Source organism: Desulfobacula toluolica Tol2 (genome assembly GCF_000307105.1).
GTDB lineage: Bacteria > Desulfobacterota > Desulfobacteria > Desulfobacterales > Desulfobacteraceae > Desulfobacula > Desulfobacula toluolica.
Genome location: NC_018645.1, coordinates 5,080,610 through 5,098,907, shown reverse-complemented (window position 1 = coordinate 5,098,907; position 18,298 = coordinate 5,080,610). Strand labels below are relative to the sequence as shown.

The window sequence follows — 18,298 nt, the reverse complement described above, 5'->3', positions numbered from 1 at the left end:
TTATCATTTAGGTATAAATTATTTTTTCATAATAATTGGTGCAAAAAGTAAAATGTCAAGGCGGGTCAGGGGTATTTTCACCTGTGCAAACAAACCCTGGGTCTCCCTCCAAAGTTTTGCCATGGCAGATTCAAAACAAATCAACATATTGAATTTTTTGCAGATACCTGTTATTAAAAAACTTTAAATTTTAAGGGATATAGCAACATGCATTATGAAGGTATGATGATACGGCCGCCAAGTGAGGCCAACAGTATTTTATTACAGGTCACCTTGGGCTGTTCCCATAATAAATGTACATTCTGCGGTACATTCCGGGAAAAACGATTTAATATCAAAAAAGACGATATTATTTTTGAAGATATTGAGTTTGCAAGAAAATACTGCCAGAGACAAAACCGGTTGTTTATATGCGACGGGGATGCCATGATCGTTCCCCAGAAAAGACTGGTCAAAATTCTCAAACAGATAAAAGACCGGCTGCCCTGGGTGGAAAGAGTGGGGCTGTATGCCAACACCAAAGGGATTGGCATGAAAACCGACGAACAATTAAAACAGCTGCATGATCTTGGGGTAAAAATAGCTTATATGGGGCTTGAATCAGGGGATGACCAAGTCTTAAAGGATATAGTAAAAGGTGCGGATTCCGCTAAAATGATCAAAATGGGAAAACGGGTTAAAGCATCCGGCATTAAATTGTCCGTCACTGTTATTATTGGTATCGGGGGCAAAAAAAGATCTGAAATCCATGCCAGCGAAACCGGAAGGGTCCTGTCTGCAATTGATCCTGATTTTGTGGGGGCGTTAAGTCTTATGCTGACTCCCGGCACTGAACTTCATGATCAGTATGAAAGAGGAGAGTTTGAACTTATAACCCCAAAGCAAATGCTTGAAGAACTGGGTCTGATGTTTGCTTCAACCCATCTTTCAAACGGATTTTTCCATGCAAACCATGCTTCCAACTATCTTCCAATCCGGGCGAAACTGCCCGAAGAAAAAGAACAAACCCTTGAACTGATTTCACAGGCCCTTAATGGAAAACTGGCACTTAGACCGGAATCCATGAGAGCTTTGTAACACAAAATTATTTTACAGGAGAAACACACGATGGCCCAAGCCGAAACAAATCTTGATCAGTTAACCGTAAACACTATCCGGACACTTTGCATGGATGCGGTTCAAAAAGCAAATTCCGGACATCCGGGCGCACCCATGGGCTTAGCGCCTTCGGCATATGTTTTGTTCAAACGCTTTTTAAAGCATAACCCCAAAAATCCCGCCTGGATTGACAGGGACCGCTTTGTGCTGTCCGGCGGTCATGCATCTTCTCTGCTTTACAGCCTTCTGTACCTGTTTGGTTACGGGCTTGAACTGGATGACCTGAAAAATTTCAGACAATGGAAATCCAGAACCCCGGGACATCCTGAATACGGCGACACTCCCGGGGTGGAAACCACAACAGGCCCTCTGGGCCAGGGAATTGCCAATGCTGTGGGCATGGCTATTGCCGAACGTCATCTTGCCGCACGATTTAATATGGAAGAAACAGAATTGATCAACCACCACACTTATGTGATGTGCGGTGACGGTGATTTGATGGAAGGGGTTGCCCTTGAATCCATTTCCCTTGCAGGACATCTGGGGCTTGGAAAACTGATTCTTTTGTATGATGACAATTCCATTACCATTGAAGGAAAAACCGACATTGCATTTACAGAAGATGTCGGAGCAAAATTCAAAAGCCAGAACTGGCATGTGGTTACGGTTGAAGACGGCAACGACCTGGATGAAATTCAAAAAGCCATTCAGGCCGGTAAAGACGCGGTTGCCCGCCCCACCCTTGTACAGATAAAAACCCACATTGCCTATGGCAGCCCGAGCAAACAGGATAGCTCGGATGCCCATGGTTCACCCCTTGGCGAAGAAGAAATAAAACTGGTCAAACTGTTTTACGGAGTGCCTGAAGACAAAAGCTTTTATGTCCCTGAAGAGGTTCTGGAAAACTGCAGAAAAGCCCTGAACTATGGAGAAGGGTTTGAACGAACCTGGCAGGAAATTTTTGATGAATACAAGATTGAATACCCTGAGCAGACAGCTGAGTTTGTAGACGCCATCAGTGGATTTTTAACCCAGGGCTGGGATGCCAAGATTCCTCAGTTTAATCCTGAAGACGGCCCTGTTGCCACACGGGCTGCATCAGGCCAGGTATTGAACGCCATTGCAGAAAATCTGCCAACATTAATGGGCGGGTCCGCAGACCTTGCTCCTTCAAACAAAACCTATCTTAACTGCTCAACCGATTTTCAAAACCAAGCCCGGGACGGTCGTAACATCCGGTTCGGCGTTCGCGAACATGCCATGGGCGGCATTATGTCCGGCATGTATCTTCATTCCGGCATCCGGCCCTTTGGCGGAACCTTTCTGGTGTTTGCCGACTATATGCGCCCTGCCATCCGTGTGGCCACCTTGATGAACCTGCCGCTGATTTATGTGTTTACACATGACAGCGTGGCTGTAGGAGAAGACGGCCCCACCCACCAGCCGGTTGAACACCTGGCATCGTTGCGGGCCATCCCGGGCCTTACCGTTGTCAGACCGGCCGATGCCAATGAAACAGCCTTTGCCTGGAAAAAGGCCCTGGAAACGCTTGATTCGCCAACTGCATTGATCCTGAGCCGTCAAAAGCTGCCGACCCTGGATGTATCCCAGCGGGACGGTGAATTTCAGTACGGGGCATATACGGTAAAAGCCATATCAGATCCTGAAATGATTCTCATTGCCACAGGATCTGAAGTCCACATTTGTGTGGAGGCTGCCCAAATTCTTGAAGAAACTCACAACATCAAAGCAGCCGTGGTATCCATGCCGTCCTGGGAATTGTTTGAAAAAGCACCTGCCGCCTACAGGGAAAGAATTCTGCCGTCCGGTGTGACAAAAAGAATAGCTGTTGAAGCCGGTATCTCCATGGGATGGGAAAAATATACAGGCACGGAAGGAACAATCATCGGGATTAATAAATTCGGGGCATCCGCACCCGGTTCAACCGTTCTGCATGCCTATGGATTTTCTCCGGAAAATATCGTTAAAAACGCTCTTGACCTGTTAAAATAATCCGCGTTCAAGAATTACCCTGTTAAATGATTACCCCGGCCCGGTGCTGAAACCTGGTTTCAACATCGGGCCGGAATCGCAAAAGGAGGTTGATGATGCAGATCAGCGTCAAAACAAATGCCCGAACCCAGATGGTTGATATTACGTCCCAGGTTCGGGATGCGGTAATAGAATCCGGGATAAAAGACGGCCTTGTCCATGTATTTTCCATGCATACAACAGCAGCTGTAACCATCAATGAAAATGCAGACCCTGCCGTTGAAACCGATATTTTAAATACCATCAACAAGGTGATTCCCTGGGATGACCATTTCAAACACATGGAAGGCAATTCTGCGGCACACATAAAGGTCAGCCTGTTCGGGCCGTCGGAAATCATCCCACTGGAAAACGGCTCACTTGTCCTTGGAACCTGGCAGGGGATCTATTTTTGTGAATTTGACGGCCCGAGAAACCGGAAGGTGAATATCAAAATCATCTGATAACTATGCAGATGCCTTGTTTTTGCTGGCAAGGCCAATCTATTCGACTTTTGTTCTGATATCAGTAAATCATCTTTGCCACCGGTGTAAGACGGTATTTAATCATTCCCGGCCTCGGCAATAATATCGCTTAAGGAGTAAAATTAACTTCAGGCCAATGAAGTTATTATTTTTATCAAATGTCCGGTCAAATGTCCGGCCTGAAAAGAACTAACTTGCCAAAATTACACAAATTATGTTATCTAAACAGGTTGAATTTACAAAGGCAGGATGCAACGATGATCCGGGTTCGGCCCGGATTATTTATATCAATACATAAGGTTAACAGGTGTAAATTTTTATGAAAGCATTATTAGCCCTTGAAGACGGCAGAATTTTTCCCTGCAGAAGTTTTACCGGACCTGGTGAAGCAACAGGAGAAGTTGTTTTCAATACCAGCATGACAGGATATCAGGAAATCCTGACCGACCCCTCCTACCATGGCCAAATGGTCACCATGACTTATCCGTTGATTGGAAATTACGGTGTCTGCCCAGAGGATATTGAATCCGACAGGATTCAGGCGGCGGCATTTATTGTAAAAGAATACCAGGATTTTCCCAGCAATTTCAGATCCAGAGGAACCCTGGCAGATTATCTGATCAAAGGCCATGTGCTGGGTATCCACGATCTGGACACAAGGGCCCTGGTGAGGCACATCAGAAAATCCGGGGCCATGCGTGCTATTATCTCCACCTCGGATTTTGATCCAGCTTCCCTGGTTCAAAAGGCCGTTCAGATACCTTCCATGCAGGGCAGCGATCTTGTGGAAAAAGTCACCACAAAAAAACCCTATTTCTGGAAATATAACCAGCCGGATTATATTGATACCAATAAATTGAATGACCCTTTAATCTGGCGGTTCAGGGGCAAGAAACATTGTGTTGTGGCCCTTGATTTCGGCATAAAATACAATATTATCCGGTGTCTGGAAAAAGCAGGATGTGAAGTCCTTGTGGTTCCTGCCAGGACGGATGCAGATATCATCAAGAGTCTCAGGCCAGAAGGTGTTTTTCTGTCCAATGGTCCCGGAGACCCCGAACCTGTGACTTATGCTGTTGACACCATAAAGGCACTTCTTGGATTTGTTCCCATATTTGGAATTTGTCTGGGCATGCAGCTTTTAGGCATTGCCATGGGCGGAAAAACCATGAAAATCAAATTCGGTCACAGAGGAGGCAACCAGCCTGTTAAAAATCTTTCCACCAACAAGGTTGAAATCACCTCCCAGAATCATGGCTTTGCCGTGGATTTAAATACAATCGGCAAGGATCATTCCGTCATGACCCATATTAATTTGAATGAAGATTCCCTTGAGGGTCTTAGCAATGACACCATCAAGGCGTTTGCCGTACAATATCATCCAGAAGCATCCCCCGGCCCTCATGATTCAGCCTATCTTTTTAACCAATTTGCAAAAGTGATTGAAGATGCCAAAGCGTGAAGACATTAAAAAAATCCTGATTATTGGTGCAGGCCCGATTATTATCAGCCAGGCCTGCGAGTTTGATTACTCCGGCACCCAGGCCTGTAAAGCCCTGAAAGAGGAAGGGTATGAAGTCATACTGATCAATTCAAACCCTGCCACCATCATGACCGACCCTGAAACTGCCGACCGGGTCTATATTGAACCTGTCACACCTGAAACCGTTGCCAAGGTCATTGAAAAGGAACGGCCCGACGCCCTTTTGCCAACCCTGGGCGGCCAGACCGGTTTGAATACGGCCATTGAAGCTGCTAAAGCAGGTGTTCTTGAAAAATATAATGTGGAGATGATCGGGGCGTCTGAAGATGCCATTAACAAAGCCGAAGACCGGGAACTTTTCCGGGATGCCATGAATAAAATCGGCTTGAGAATCCCCAAAAGCGGTTTTGCCACCAATATGCATGAAGTGGAAACCGTTTCAAGGCGTATCGGCTTTCCCATCATTGTCAGGCCCAGTTTTACTCTTGGCGGAACCGGTGGAGGGGTGGCTTATAACATGGAAGAGGTTCTCAGTCTTTCAAAGTCCGGCCTTGACGCAAGTCTAATCACCCAGGTGATGCTGGAGGAATCCGTTCTCGGCTGGAAAGAGTATGAGCTGGAAGTGATGCGGGATCATGCCGATAATGTTGTGATCATCTGTTCCATTGAAAATGTTGATGCCATGGGAGTACACACTGGTGATTCCATAACAGTGGCCCCGGCCCAGACTCTTTCGGACAAGGAATACCAGAAGCTTCGGGACGCGTCCATCGCCATTATCAGAGAAATTGGTGTGGATACGGGCGGATCCAATGTCCAGTTTGCCGTTAATCCGGAAAACGGGGATATTATTGTGGTGGAGATGAACCCGAGGGTGTCCAGAAGTTCGGCTCTTGCTTCCAAAGCCACGGGATTTCCCATTGCGAAAATTGCAGCCAAACTTGCGGTTGGATATACTCTGGATGAAATTACCAATGATATCACCGGAGAAACCCTGGCCTGTTTTGAACCGTCCATTGACTATTGCGTGGTCAAAATTCCCAGGTGGACCTTTGAGAAATTTCCTGAAACCGAAGATGTTTTGACCACTGCAATGAAATCTGTGGGTGAAACCATGGCTATTGGCAGGACATTCAAGGAAGCCCTTCAAAAAGGGATACGGTCCCTTGAAATAGGCAGGGCCGGTTTTGGCGGAGATGGAAAAGATCCGCTGCCCGGAAGTGTTGCGGGCAATGAACTGGAGTACAAGCTGTCCACGCCCAATTCCCAGCGTCTGTTCTACCTGAAATATGCCATTGAACACGACATGCCCATTACCATGATCTATGAAATGACCGGCATTGACCCCTGGTTTCTCAACCAGATGAAGCAGATCGTGGATCTTGAAAAACAGATTCTGCTTGCCGGCAAAGACCTTCCCAGGGATTTGTTTGAAAAAGCGAAAAAATACGGGTTCTCGGATGTGCAGCTGGCATACCTGACAAAGCTGACGGACAAACAGATTGAGCAGACCCGAAAAGACCTTGGCATCGTTCCGGTGTACAAACTTGTGGATACCTGTGCCGCAGAATTCAGGGCTGCCACGCCCTATTATTATTCAACCTATGAGACAGAATGTGAAGCCAGGGTGTCGGACAGGAAAAAAGTCATTATCCTGGGTGGCGGCCCCAACCGGATAGGGCAGGGCATTGAATTTGACTACTGCTGTGTTCACGCCTCGTTTGCCCTTCGAGAAGAAGGCGTGGAGTCTATCATGGTCAACTCCAATCCTGAGACTGTTTCCACGGACTATGACACCTCTGACAAGCTCTATTTTGAACCCCTGACCCGTGAAGATGTGCTGCACATTGTTGAAAAGGAAAAACCATACGGCGTTATTGTTCAGTTTGGCGGCCAGACTCCCCTGAACCTTGCTTCGGATCTTCAAAAAGCCGGTGTTCCCATCATAGGAACCAGCCCGGACAGCATTGACCGGGCCGAAGACCGGGATCTTTTTCAGGAGATGCTCAACAAACTGGGACTGAGGCAGCCTGAAAACGGAATTGCCTTCAGCTATGAAGACGCACAGCGAGTGGCAAGGGATATCGGTTATCCTGTCATGGTTCGGCCTTCTTTTGTTCTGGGCGGCCGTGCCATGAAAATCGTATATGATGAAAGTGATCTTGAAGAATATTTTGATCTGGCAGTCCAGGCGTCTCCAGACAAGCCTGTCCTTATTGACAAGTTTCTTGAAGAAGCTTTTGAGCTGGATGTGGATGTGATCTCGGACGGCGAAAAAACCGTTATCGGCGGCATGATGGAGCATATTGAAGAGGCTGGTATTCATTCGGGCGATTCTGCCTGTGTGCTGCCGCCCTATTCTATTTCCCAAACCCATATTGATGAAATGGCAGATGCTGCGCGGGCCATTGCCAAAGAACTCAATGTCAGGGGCCTGATGAACATCCAGTTCGGTATTATGAATGACACGGTCTATATTATTGAGGTCAACCCGAGGGCTTCGCGAACCATTCCCTTTGTCTCCAAAGCCATTGGCGTTCCTCTGGCCAAGCTTGCCACAAAAGTCATGCTGGGAAAAACCCTTGATGAACTGGGCATTACCAAAGAAGTGATTCCTCACTATTATTGTGTCAAGGAAGCTGTTATGCCTTTTGATCGGTTTGACAATGTTGATCCGGTGCTTGGGCCTGAAATGAAATCCACGGGTGAAGTGATGGGGATTGACAAGGATCTGGGTGCTGCCGTTGCCAAAGCCCAGCTTGCAGCAGGACAAAAGCTTCCCACTGAAGGCACGGTTTTTATCAGTGTTCAGGACAAGGATAAGGCTGCGGCCCTGCCGGTTGCCAGAAGTTTTCATGAAATGGGATTCACCATCATGGCCACAAGGGGAACGTCAAGCTTTCTTGAAGAGAACAATGTTCCCGCAAAGCTGATCAAAAAAGTATCGGCAGGCCGTCCCCATGTTGTGGATGCCGTTAAAAATAATGAAATTCAGTTGATTTTAAACACTGGTGCATCCAGCCAGACCAAACAGGACGGATATGAAATCAGGCGGGCCGCCATCAAGTATAAGATTCCTTATGCCACGACAACGGACGGAACTAAGGCCATTTGCAGTGCCATTGAGGCCCTGAAAAAAGAAGGCCTGTCTGTAAAGCCCATTCAAGATTATCACCTGGAAAACAAGCATGCATGATTTAATGATAAAACAAGAAAGACCCAAAGATGAATGTGGGGTATTCGGGTTGTATAAACATCCCGAAGCGGCCAAAATAACCTATTTCGGCTTGTATGCCCTCCAGCACAGGGGGCAGGAGAGTGCAGGCATCTCAGTTAACCGGGGGGTTGATGATGCGATTTTTTCTCATAAAGGCATGGGCCTTGTGCCTGAAATATTCAACATGGAGGATCTGGAAAGAATTGAAGGCGGCTCTGCCATAGGCCATGTCCGGTATTCCACCACAGGGGATTCAGTATTGACCAATGCCCAGCCCTTTGTGGCAAACCACAGGCACAGATCCTATGCCGTGGCACATAACGGGAACCTGGTGAATGCCCATATTCTTAAAGAAGAGCTGGAAGAGCAGGGCTCCATCTTTCAGACCACCATGGATTCTGAGGTTTTTTTGCACCTGTTTATCAAGAACCTTATCAAAGGGGATTATGAGAGTGCGATTTTAAAGGCGGTTTCAAAAATTGAAGGGGCCTATTCCATGGTCCTTTTAACCTGCAAGGGTGAAATCATCGGCATAAAAGACCCCAACGGATTCAGGCCCCTGGCCCTTGGAAAACTCAACGGCCATTATGTGTTGGCCTCAGAGACCTGTGCCTTTGATTTGATCCAGGCCGAATTCATCCGGGAGCTTGATCCCGGAGAAATCGTCATCATTAATGAAGACGGTATCAGAAGCATCAGACATCCCAAGGCTGCCGAGCATAAATCTTTGTGCATCTTTGAATATATTTATTTTGCCAGACCCGACTCCACTATTGACGGAAAAAATGTCTATGAGATGAGAAAAGCCCATGGAAGGCGGCTGGCCCAGGAAGCACCTGTGGAGGCCGATCTTGTCATGCCGTTCCCGGATTCGGGCAATTACGCGGCCATCGGGTATGCAAAAGAATCGGGCATTCCCTTTGAAATGGGCATGATTCGCAACCATTATGTTGGGCGAAGTTTTATACAGCCCACCCAGTCCATGCGGGATTTTGCCGTCCGGGTGAAACTCAACCCGGTCAGGGAATTGATCAAAGGCAAGGATATTATTATTATTGAAGATTCCATTATTCGCGGCACCACTGCAAAGACCCGGGTTAAAGCACTGCGGGAGCTTGGGGTAAAAAAGGTTCATATGCGCATCTCCTGTCCTCCTCATAAATTTCCCTGTTATTACGGCATTGATTTTTCTTCCAAAGGAGAATTGATTGCCGCCCAAAAATCCGTGGAAGAACTTCGGGACTACCTGGGTCTTGATTCTCTGCACTACCTTTCCATTGAGGGCATGCTGGAAGCATCCGGGGTGAAAAACCCGGAGCAAAATTTTTGCAAAGCCTGTTTTGACGGAAACTACCCGGTTGCCTTTGATCCGAATTTTACCAAGCAGTGTATGGGGTAGATAATATGCAAAAACAAACCGTGGCATTTTCAAAAGATTCTTCCAACCTTTTCTTTCATATCCTGACCAGGTGCAACCTGTCTTGTACCCATTGTTATATCAACAGGGAACAGCACGGGGCCAACACCCTTGATATTGATACCATCAGGGACTGGCTCGCACTTTTTTCAAAAAAAGCCGCCCAGACCAATGTTATTTTCTTAGGGGGTGAACCTACTCTTCACCCGGATCTTCATCTGGCTGTCAAATCGGCAAAAGGCCTTGGATTTAAATCCATTACCATTGATACCAACGGATACCTGTTCCATGATATCCTGGATAAAATTTGCTGCGACGATATTGATTTTCTGTCGTTTTCTCTGGATGGTGCCACAAGGCATACCAATGATGCCATCCGGGGAGAGGGAACCTATGATACGGTTATGGAGGGTATTCAAAAAGCACGGGCCAGAAATTTTTCCTGCTCAATGATCTACACGGTGTCGGATCAAAATATTCATGAACTTGAGCTTATGCCGGATATTGTCAGGGGACTGGACATTGACCGCTTTTTTATCCAGGTGATCGGCATCAGGGGCAAATCCTCAAAAACGGATGGAAAGCTTCAGGTCTCAAAAGAAACCTGGCTGAACATTATTCCCGGGGTGGCGGAAACAATCGCGGCCCAGGGTATTATTGTGACCTATCCAAAGGTGTTTCTTGATGAGGATGAAACTTTTCAATGCGCCGGTCATGTGGCGGATAATTATTTTGTTTTTCCCAATGGCAGGGTATACCAATGCCCTGTCTGTGAAGATTTTCCTTTGCATTCTTATGAAATCAAACATAACAAACTGGTTGCCACACCAAAAATCAATGAAAAAGACCTGTTTGATCTTACCATTCCCGAAGGCTGTGTCATGAACAAAATGATCCAGCCCCAGAACCTTGCATATAATGAATCAGGTGATCCTGAACATAAGATTGCCTGCTGCATGCTCAAAGAGGAAATTTCCATTTAACGGCAGATAAAATTAACGATACAATCAAGCGACACAATCAAATAAATTGTATCGTTAATTTTTCAAGGCCATTGCCCCTGTTATTTCCTGGAAATAATCCATACTTAAAATATCCCTGGTTTTTCCGGCTGCCTTGAGGCTGCCATGGCTTAACACAAGAATTTTTTTGGCAATCATTAAGATTTCATCCATGCTGTGGGTTACATACAGAACCGGTATGGACAAATTGGTTGAAAGTCTTTTGATAAAAGGAAGCACTTCGTTTTTTCTTGCTTCATCAAGCGAGGCTAAAGGTTCATCCATGAGCAGGAGATAAGGGCTTGTCAGAAGGGCTCTGCCCATTGCCACCCGCTGCTTTTCACCTCCGGACAATTTTGCGGGCCTGCGGTTGAGAAGGCTTGAAAGGTCTAACAGGTCAACCACCTGGTCAATCTCTATATATCGCTCATCCACAGGCACTAATTTCATCCCATAGGTCAGGTTGGACATCACGGACAAATGCGGAAAAAGTCTTCCTTCCTGGAAAACATACCCGAACCGTCTTTTTTCAGGTGCAATATGAATTTTTTTGCCGGAATCGTAGACACATCGGTCATTTATAATAATGTGCCCGTTGTCAGGCCTGGTTAACCCGGCTATCATATTGATAACCGAAGTCTTGCCGGAGCCTGATCGTCCTAAGAGTGCTGTAATACCGATATCCGGGCATGAATACCTGACCTTGATTTCAAACTCTTTGTATTGTTTTGCAAGATTGATGTCAATCATGGTTTGACTAATCTCCTTTAACTATTTTGGATAGTTTCTGTGACAGATAATCTGATGCCATGAGGGCAAAAAATGCCGTTACAATGGAAATGATACACAGTCTCATGGCACCTGAGTCTCCATCCGGCATCTGGGTCATGGTATACAAAGCCAGTGGCAGGGTGCGGGTCTCACCTGGTATGTTTGATACAAAGGTGATGGTTGCACCAAATTCACTTAAACTTCTTGCAAAGGCCAGGATCATGCCGGTTAAAATTCCCGGAACGATCAATGGAAGGGTGATGGTGAAAAAAATTTTTATTTTGCCTGCGCCAAGTGTTTGGGCTGCATCTTCAAGGCCGGCATCAATGCCTTCCATTGAGAGTCTCACCGCCCGGACAAACAAGGGAAAGGCCATCACAGCAGATGCAAGGGCAGCTCCTTTCCAGTTAAAGGCAAAGCTGATCCCCGTAAGGTTAAAGAGTGCCTCACCCAGAACTCCTTTGCGGCCCATGCAGACAAGGAGAAAATATCCGGTTACCACAGGGGGAAGAACAAGGGGAATATGAATCAAACTGTCAAACAGGGCTTTTCCTGGAAATTTTTTTTTGGCAAGCAGCCATGCAGCAGCGATACCGGGACCAAAAGAAATAAACACAGCCCAGAAAGAGACCTTGAGACTCAGCAGCAAAGCCTCTATTTCAAAGGGTGTAAGTTTTAAAAAGGACATTATTTGACAAAAAATCCATATTTATTAAAAATTGCTTTTGCTTCAGAAGATTCCATAAAGTTGTAAAATGCCCGGGCGGTTTTGGTATCATTGCCCTTTACAATTGCGGCCTGGTAAGTCACAGGCGGATGGGAGTTTTCAGGAAAAATCCCCGCGACTTTAACCTTGTCTGTTATTGCAGCATCAGTGGCATAGACTATTCCCAGGGGGACCTCCTGACGTTCAACAAACACAAGGGCCGTGCGAACATCCTTTGCTCTCACAACTTTCGGGGCAATTTTATCCCACACTCCAAGATTCATTAGAGCCTGTTTGCCATAAATGCCGGCAGGAACATGATCCGGGTCACCCATGGCTAATTTTTCTGTGCCTATTATCGGCAAAAGATCAAAACCAGGATGAATATCAATTTTTATGTTGCTTGCCGCAGGTGCAATCAAAACAATCCTGTTGCCAAGCAGATCCCGGCGTGTTCCCTTTTCAATCAGGTGTTTATCATCAAGAAATGTCATCCATTTGGGATTTGCAGATATATAAATATTTGCCGGAGCGCCTGAAGCGATTTGCTTTGCAAGGGTTGAGGAAGATGCAAATGACGGTACAAACCTGCCGTATTCTTTTTGGGAAAACAACTGCCCTATTTCATCAACGGCATTGGTGGTTGATGCTGCTGCAAAAACCAGAATTTTGTTTGATTCTTTGGCAGTTGCCGGATGAAAAAATCCAAGGCTGATAATCATTATCAAAAGAAAAATAGCGGGAAAATTTTTGTTGGCCGTTTTTGAAAAAATCATTTTTATACCATCCTTCAATGTTATGAAATTAAAAAAAAACGTTCTAATGTTTTATGTGAAAGTCTTGAAAAATTCACACAGAAACTTTCAATCTTTGCTGTGGGTGAACCTGAACGAAAAATCAAGTCTGCCCATGGCGGTTGTTAAAAGCTTCTTTATAGTAATCATGTCTGCACACGTCAAGATATAATTGAAAGCTACATTTCATTTTTATTTTTTTAATATATATATTGTGGTATATTGAGTCTGGTTTGGGAAGAACAGGATAACAGCCTGAAAAAAAATCAATTTTATCAGCCATAACAGTAAGCAATTAAACATAAAAGCTAAGGAATCAAAAAAAAATCAGGAATCAAAAAATTCAGGATAAAAACATGAAATCAGTCAAATCCCCGGATATTATCTGCAGGTTAAAAGAAATTCGAAATAAAAAAAATTTTACACAGACACAACTGGCAGATCTTGTGGGACTGAAAAGACAGGCCATATATGATATGGAAGCGGGCCGATATTTGCCCAACACATCTGTGGCACTTAGGCTTGCAAGGGTTCTGGATACCAGTGTGGAAGATATTTTTTATGAAAAACTCCAGGAGCATCAACCCGTTGCTCTGGTTGATGAGCAGACCATAACCGACCCCCGGGTCAGTATTGCAAAGATACGCGACAAGCTTTATGCTTATTCTCTTTCCGGTAAAAATTCCATTATGGAGGAAATGAAGGCAGCCGACGGCCTTCTGGCGCCCGGCAACAACAGGGTGATGATTTTAAAATCCAATGAACAGCTGGAAAACACAGCCCTGCTTCTGGGGTGTGACCCTGCTTTTTCAATCCTTGGACACCACGTTCATAAAAACCGTACTGATGCAGCTCTTCATTGCCGCTTTGCATCAAGTAAAAAATCCATTTGTCAATTGGCTGACGGGTATACGCATATTGCAGGAATTCACATGCATGACACAGGTTCCATTGACGGCAATCAGGAGTTTATCCGTAAAGGATTGAAAAATTTTAAAGGTCTTCTTGTGGCCTTTGCTTTTTTTGAAGAAGGGTTGATGGTTGCCAGGGGCAATCCTTTTGACATCAGAAAACCAAGTGACCTTGCCCAAGATGGGATCTGTTTTGTAAACAGGGAAAAGGGCGCCGCACTCAGAACTCTTCTGGATGATTGTCTTTTAAAGTCAAATATCCCATTTTCCGCAATTCATGATTATAATGATATTGTTAACACTCATTCCCAGGGTGCCCTGAAAATAATACATGGAATTTGTGATGTTGCGCTTGGTCTGCGTGCTGTTGCCACCGCCTTTGATCTTGACTTTGTTCCCATCACCCGGGTCAGATGTGATCTTGTCATACCCCATGATTTTTTAATCCACACAGGTGTTAAAACAGCCCTTGATACAATGCAAAAGAGCAGTTTTCGAAACGAATTAAGCTGTCTTCCAGGTTATGATGCTTCGTGTACCGGAAAAATTATTGCCAAATTTTAAGATCACAAGATTTTTTTTATTTTTTCTTTCGTTTTTTCTTGTTTTTTTCCCACTCTTCTTGTTCCGCGATCAACTCCTTGATGCTTTGTCTTTCTCTGGAGACTTTGAGTGTTTCGGCATAATCTTTTTTGCCCATGGAAATGGTTTCTATTGGTTTGCTTAAAAACTGCTGAATGGCATCCAGGCGTTCTTTTTCTTCCGTGCTGCAAAAGGAGATGGCAATGCCTTTTTTAACGCCTCTGCCGGTTCTTCCCACCCTGTGGACATAATTTTCACTTTTTTCAGGAAGGTCATAGTTGATGACATACTTAACATCGGGGATATCAATGCCCCTGGCACTGACATCCGTGGCGATCAGGATGTTTATGCCGCCCTGCTTGAACAGGTTCATTACACTGGTTCTGTCTTTCTGGTCTTTTTCTCCGTGAAGGGTTGCAGATGTTATATTGTCCCTTTCAAGGGCTTTGGCCACCCTTTCGGCCCTGACTCTGGTTCTGACAAAAACAATGATTTTAGTTTTTGGATTGTCATGAACAAATCTTCGCAAGAAAAACCGTTTATCATCCATTTCAACAAATATAACAAAATGGGATACATTTTTAGAGACCGGATCATCCGGGGAAATTTGAATTCGGATGGCAGACGATTTTACCTGGGAAAAGGCAAGTTTTTTTATCTCTTTATTAATGGTGGCGGAAAAAAACAGGGTCTGGTGCCGCTGAATAAGCTTTTTTTTGACTGCGCTGATATCCTTTATAAATCCAAGGTCCAGCATCTGGTCGGCTTCATCAAGGACAAGTGTATCCACATGTTTCAGACTGATCGCCCCCTGGCTGATCAAGTCAAACATGCGTCCTGGCGTTGCCACAAGCACGTCTATTCCATTGCCAAGCTTTTTGATCTGGGGGTCCTGCTCAACCCCGCCGTAAACAGCATATGCTTTTACCTTGGTGTGTTTTGAAAGTTCATCAAATACATTGCCGATCTGGGCGGCCAGTTCCCTTGTGGGCACCATGATAATGCATTTGATTCCCCAGGATCGCCTGGAGCTTTTTGCCCTGTGGATGTTGTCAATTATGGGAATGGCAAATGCCGCTGTTTTCCCCGTGCCGGTCTGGGCAATTGCCAGTACATCTTCTCCTTTCATGATGGAAGGAATGGCTTTGTACTGGATATCTGTGGGACGTTTAAATCCGAGATCGGACAAATTTCTCTTTATGGCTGAGGATATATGGTATGTTTCAAATTTCATGGATTCTTTTCTGCGCTTGAGGTTAAATGCTTAAAATACAGGGTATTTTAAAAAAAAACAACCGCAGGTGTCAAATATGTTAACATGCTCATCAGAGTGTCATTGTTCTGTAAGTTTTCAATTTCAGGAAAAATTTTTTAAGATTTTCCGGAAAGACAGGCCTGATCATTTAAAAAAAAGCATGCGTCAGGGCTGTAAGTTGGCACATCGCCAGTCATTATACCTGCACATTCCCCAAAGTGCCTTTACCGCTCTTTCAGGAGAAGGGAAAAACACACTTTTATACTCATATCCGTCAAGCCGGTAAAGGGTTCTGCTGATTTCATCTGTCAAAAGACTCACCCCCAGAATTGGTTTTCCATATTTTTGCGTTAATTTAATTACATGCTTTGTATAGGCATCTTCAACCTGCAGTAAGTCATTTTTAATTGATTGTGCCAGGGCTTTATCAAAGTCAGGATCTGCTTTGCACACCGAGTCAATCATATTGTTGGCATGCACCCGTTTTCCATGAATACCCAGGTGAATGAGCGCATCACACCCGTCCCATTTGAGCATTTCTTCCATACAGGTTCTGGGAATATCAGGATCACTTTCTCCCACAATATCAACAGGATTTGCGTGGCTCCAGAAGGATGGCAGAATCTTGTTGAGCCGTTTAATGATATCCTGTGATAATTCCGGAACCTCAAGCCCTTGTTCCGCACACAAATCTGCCGTGATAACGCCCCAGCCGCCTCCAAGGGTCATTATGGCCACCCGGTTTCCACGGGGCAGAGGCAAAGATGAAAATACGGCAGACAAATCCAGAAGTTCAATTGGTTGATTCACCTGGATAATTCCTGACTGTCTGCATGCCGCGTCAAAAACTTTTATGTCTGACGCCATGGCCCCGGTGTGGCTGGATGCTGCTTTTTCACCTGTTTTTGTTTTGCCGCCCTTGAGTACGACCACAGGCTTTTGCCGGGATACCCTTGCCGCGCTTTTAAAAAACCGTGAACCGTCCTTTACACTCTCAATATAAAGCACAACTGTTCTTGTCAGATCGTCAATTTCAAAGGCCTCCATATAATCTTCGATAGTGGCCATGGCCTCATTGCCCGACCCTGAAAATGCACGGATTCCGATATCCTGCTGCTCGGCAAAGGCCAAAAGCTGGATACCCATGTTTCCCGACTGGCAGACAAGAGCGGTGGAACCCGGCAGAGGGTAAGCATGGGCGGCACAACAATAAAAATCCATATGGGGATTGCATATCCCCATGGTGTTGGGTCCAAGAATCAATATTCCTGCATCATGGGCCGCTCTCACCAGTTGTTCTTCCAAGATTATCCCGGCGGCTCCTACTTCCCTGAACCCTGAAGTAATTAACAAGATTCCTTTGACATGTTTCTTTTTCAAATCCGGTATCAGGTCTATCACTTTATTTGCCGGGATGGTCACAACAGCCAGCTCAATATCCGCTTCAATTTCCATCACTGATTTATACACATGCCGACCGATTATTTTTCCGCCCTTGGGATTCACAAAATAAACCTCTCCTTTATAGTCTCGGGACAAAGTGTTGGTCAGCAGCATATGTCCCCATTTTCCCGGAGTGGCTGATGCCCCGATAAAAACTATGGACTTTGGATAAAAACAGGACCCCAATACATTTAAATCAATGTCACAGACCTTGTGTTTTTTCTTTCTGATCTCTTCCAGCACAATCAATCCGTCCACGGCAACAGGAGACCCGTCCGGCTGTATGATCAGAGGATTGATATCCATCTCTTTGATATTCGGGTAGGCTATGGACATATCTGATAATCCCTTGAGGATTTTTTTAAGAGTCTGTTTGTTAACGGCTTTTTCACCCCTGAAAGCATTTAAAAGTTTTTTTGAAGATATTTGTTCAAACATGTCTTCCATATCTGCATCATTTAACGGCGCAATTTTAAAGACAATATCCTTTAATGCCTCGGTATATATCCCGCCCAGGCCAAACACAATGACCGGTCCAAACTGGGGATCTTTGAACATGCCTGCTACAAATTCTCTTTTGCCGGATATCACAGGCTGGATCAAGAAGGCATCTATAGTCTCTTGGGCAGAGTCTTTCATCTCTTTGACCGCATCAATAACTTGTTCTTCCGTGTTCAGTCCGACGCGCACAAGGCCTGATTCTGTTTTGTGCAGAATAGTTTTTCCAATGCCTTTTAACACCACTGGAAACCCTGTTTTTTTGCAAGCATCCAGTATCCGTGGCAGATCTGTTTCCCGCTGTTCTTTCACAACCGGGATATCAAATACGGTAAATATTTTTTTTGCCTCATCTTCTGCTATGCAGTTGGCAAGAGATTTTAATTTTGCATCAATCAGTTCTTGAATATCTGTTTGTTTCATTTGTCATTTTGCTCCACTGAATACAATATTGAAAATACCGGTTGATACCGAATCCATATCAACTGTTTTACCAAAATATTTTTCTCGGGACAGACATGCTCAATGGTTCCTGATATCACTTTTTGTGCGGATGTCAAGGCCGGGATTGAAAAATATCGCGCTTAACCATTGACACTTGATAAT

At 45.1% G+C, this 18,298-nt stretch carries 13 protein-coding genes; 8 read left to right on the top strand and 5 right to left on the bottom strand.

Annotation, left to right across the window (positions count from 1 at the left end; translation table 11 throughout):
• The first annotated feature begins 207 nt into the window (after positions 1-207).
• From TOL2_RS22820 to TOL2_RS22790, 7 genes are all read left to right on the top strand, one after another.
• Positions 208-1,077 carry a radical SAM protein gene (locus TOL2_RS22820; RefSeq protein ID WP_014959640.1) on the top strand — a complete coding sequence of 290 codons (870 nt, stop codon included), beginning with the start codon at positions 208-210 and terminating at the stop codon, positions 1,075-1,077.
• Positions 1,078-1,107: 30 nt separating this feature from the next.
• Positions 1,108-3,111, top strand: coding sequence for a transketolase (gene tkt / locus TOL2_RS22815; protein ID WP_014959639.1), 2,004 nt, complete (start codon positions 1,108-1,110; stop codon positions 3,109-3,111).
• A gap of 95 nt (positions 3,112-3,206) precedes the next feature.
• Positions 3,207-3,593: a secondary thiamine-phosphate synthase enzyme YjbQ gene (locus TOL2_RS22810; RefSeq protein WP_014959638.1), complete on the top strand. Its 387-nt coding sequence runs from the start codon at positions 3,207-3,209 to the stop codon at positions 3,591-3,593.
• Between the two features lie 340 nt (positions 3,594-3,933).
• Positions 3,934-5,076 carry a glutamine-hydrolyzing carbamoyl-phosphate synthase small subunit gene (gene carA / locus TOL2_RS22805; protein WP_014959637.1) on the top strand — a complete coding sequence of 381 codons (1,143 nt, stop codon included), beginning with the start codon at positions 3,934-3,936 and terminating at the stop codon, positions 5,074-5,076.
• Complete coding sequence (gene carB / locus TOL2_RS22800) at positions 5,063-8,293, top strand: carbamoyl-phosphate synthase large subunit (RefSeq protein ID WP_014959636.1); 3,231 nt, start codon at positions 5,063-5,065, stop codon at positions 8,291-8,293. The genes carA and carB overlap by 14 nt, the downstream gene beginning before the upstream one ends.
• A 4-nt stretch (positions 8,294-8,297) precedes the next feature.
• Positions 8,298-9,713 (top strand): amidophosphoribosyltransferase, encoded by a 1,416-nt coding sequence (gene purF, locus TOL2_RS22795; RefSeq protein WP_014959635.1) that lies wholly within the window; start codon positions 8,298-8,300, stop codon positions 9,711-9,713.
• 5 nt (positions 9,714-9,718) lie between these two features.
• On the top strand, positions 9,719-10,714 hold the full coding sequence (locus tag TOL2_RS22790) for a radical SAM protein (RefSeq protein WP_014959634.1): 996 nt from the start codon (positions 9,719-9,721) through the stop codon (positions 10,712-10,714).
• A 54-nt stretch (positions 10,715-10,768) separates the two neighbouring features.
• Here the strand turns inward: TOL2_RS22790 and modC are convergent, their stop codons facing one another.
• Genes modC through modA form a run of 3 tightly spaced genes read right to left on the bottom strand, consistent with a single transcriptional unit; the run spans position 10,769 to position 12,985 of the window.
• A complete protein-coding gene (gene modC / locus TOL2_RS22785; RefSeq protein WP_014959633.1) occupies positions 10,769-11,482 on the bottom strand; it encodes a molybdenum ABC transporter ATP-binding protein in 714 nt (237 codons plus the stop codon).
• A 7-nt stretch (positions 11,483-11,489) separates the two neighbouring features.
• Positions 11,490-12,191, bottom strand: a complete 702-nt coding sequence (gene modB / locus TOL2_RS22780) for a molybdate ABC transporter permease subunit (RefSeq protein ID WP_014959632.1) — start codon at positions 12,189-12,191, stop codon at positions 11,490-11,492.
• A complete protein-coding gene (gene modA, locus TOL2_RS22775; RefSeq protein ID WP_014959631.1) occupies positions 12,191-12,985 on the bottom strand; it encodes a molybdate ABC transporter substrate-binding protein in 795 nt (264 codons plus the stop codon). Before modA ends, modB begins: the two co-directional genes overlap by 1 nt.
• Positions 12,986-13,359: 374 nt before the next feature.
• On the opposite strand from modA, the gene TOL2_RS22765 reads away from it, so the two are divergent.
• Positions 13,360-14,478, top strand: a complete 1,119-nt coding sequence (locus TOL2_RS22765) for a substrate-binding domain-containing protein (protein WP_014959630.1) — start codon at positions 13,360-13,362, stop codon at positions 14,476-14,478.
• 16 nt (positions 14,479-14,494) lie between these two features.
• On the opposite strand, the gene TOL2_RS22760 is transcribed toward TOL2_RS22765, so the two are convergent.
• Positions 14,495-15,730: a DEAD/DEAH box helicase gene (locus tag TOL2_RS22760; protein WP_014959629.1), complete on the bottom strand. Its 1,236-nt coding sequence runs from the start codon at positions 15,728-15,730 to the stop codon at positions 14,495-14,497.
• A gap of 186 nt (positions 15,731-15,916) precedes the next feature.
• Positions 15,917-18,115, bottom strand: a complete 2,199-nt coding sequence (locus tag TOL2_RS22755) for an acetate--CoA ligase family protein (RefSeq protein WP_014959628.1) — start codon at positions 18,113-18,115, stop codon at positions 15,917-15,919.
• Between the last annotated feature and the right edge of the window lie 183 nt (positions 18,116-18,298).

Coding starts and splice junctions, on each gene's coding strand:
- TOL2_RS22760 (WP_014959629.1), bottom strand. CDS start 15,730: ATGAAATTTGAAACATACCATATATCCTCAGCCATAAAGAGAAATTTG.
- TOL2_RS22765 (WP_014959630.1), top strand. CDS start 13,360: ATGAAATCAGTCAAATCCCCGGATATTATCTGCAGGTTAAAAGAAATT.
- TOL2_RS22755 (WP_014959628.1), bottom strand. CDS start 18,115: ATGAAACAAACAGATATTCAAGAACTGATTGATGCAAAATTAAAATCT.
- TOL2_RS22820 (WP_014959640.1), top strand. CDS start 208: ATGCATTATGAAGGTATGATGATACGGCCGCCAAGTGAGGCCAACAGT.
- carA (WP_014959637.1), top strand. CDS start 3,934: ATGAAAGCATTATTAGCCCTTGAAGACGGCAGAATTTTTCCCTGCAGA.
- TOL2_RS22790 (WP_014959634.1), top strand. CDS start 9,719: ATGCAAAAACAAACCGTGGCATTTTCAAAAGATTCTTCCAACCTTTTC.
- modB (WP_014959632.1), bottom strand. CDS start 12,191: ATGTCCTTTTTAAAACTTACACCCTTTGAAATAGAGGCTTTGCTGCTG.
- modC (WP_014959633.1), bottom strand. CDS start 11,482: ATGATTGACATCAATCTTGCAAAACAATACAAAGAGTTTGAAATCAAG.
- carB (WP_014959636.1), top strand. CDS start 5,063: ATGCCAAAGCGTGAAGACATTAAAAAAATCCTGATTATTGGTGCAGGC.
- modA (WP_014959631.1), bottom strand. CDS start 12,985: ATGATTTTTTCAAAAACGGCCAACAAAAATTTTCCCGCTATTTTTCTT.
- purF (WP_014959635.1), top strand. CDS start 8,298: ATGATAAAACAAGAAAGACCCAAAGATGAATGTGGGGTATTCGGGTTG.
- TOL2_RS22810 (WP_014959638.1), top strand. CDS start 3,207: ATGCAGATCAGCGTCAAAACAAATGCCCGAACCCAGATGGTTGATATT.
- tkt (WP_014959639.1), top strand. CDS start 1,108: ATGGCCCAAGCCGAAACAAATCTTGATCAGTTAACCGTAAACACTATC.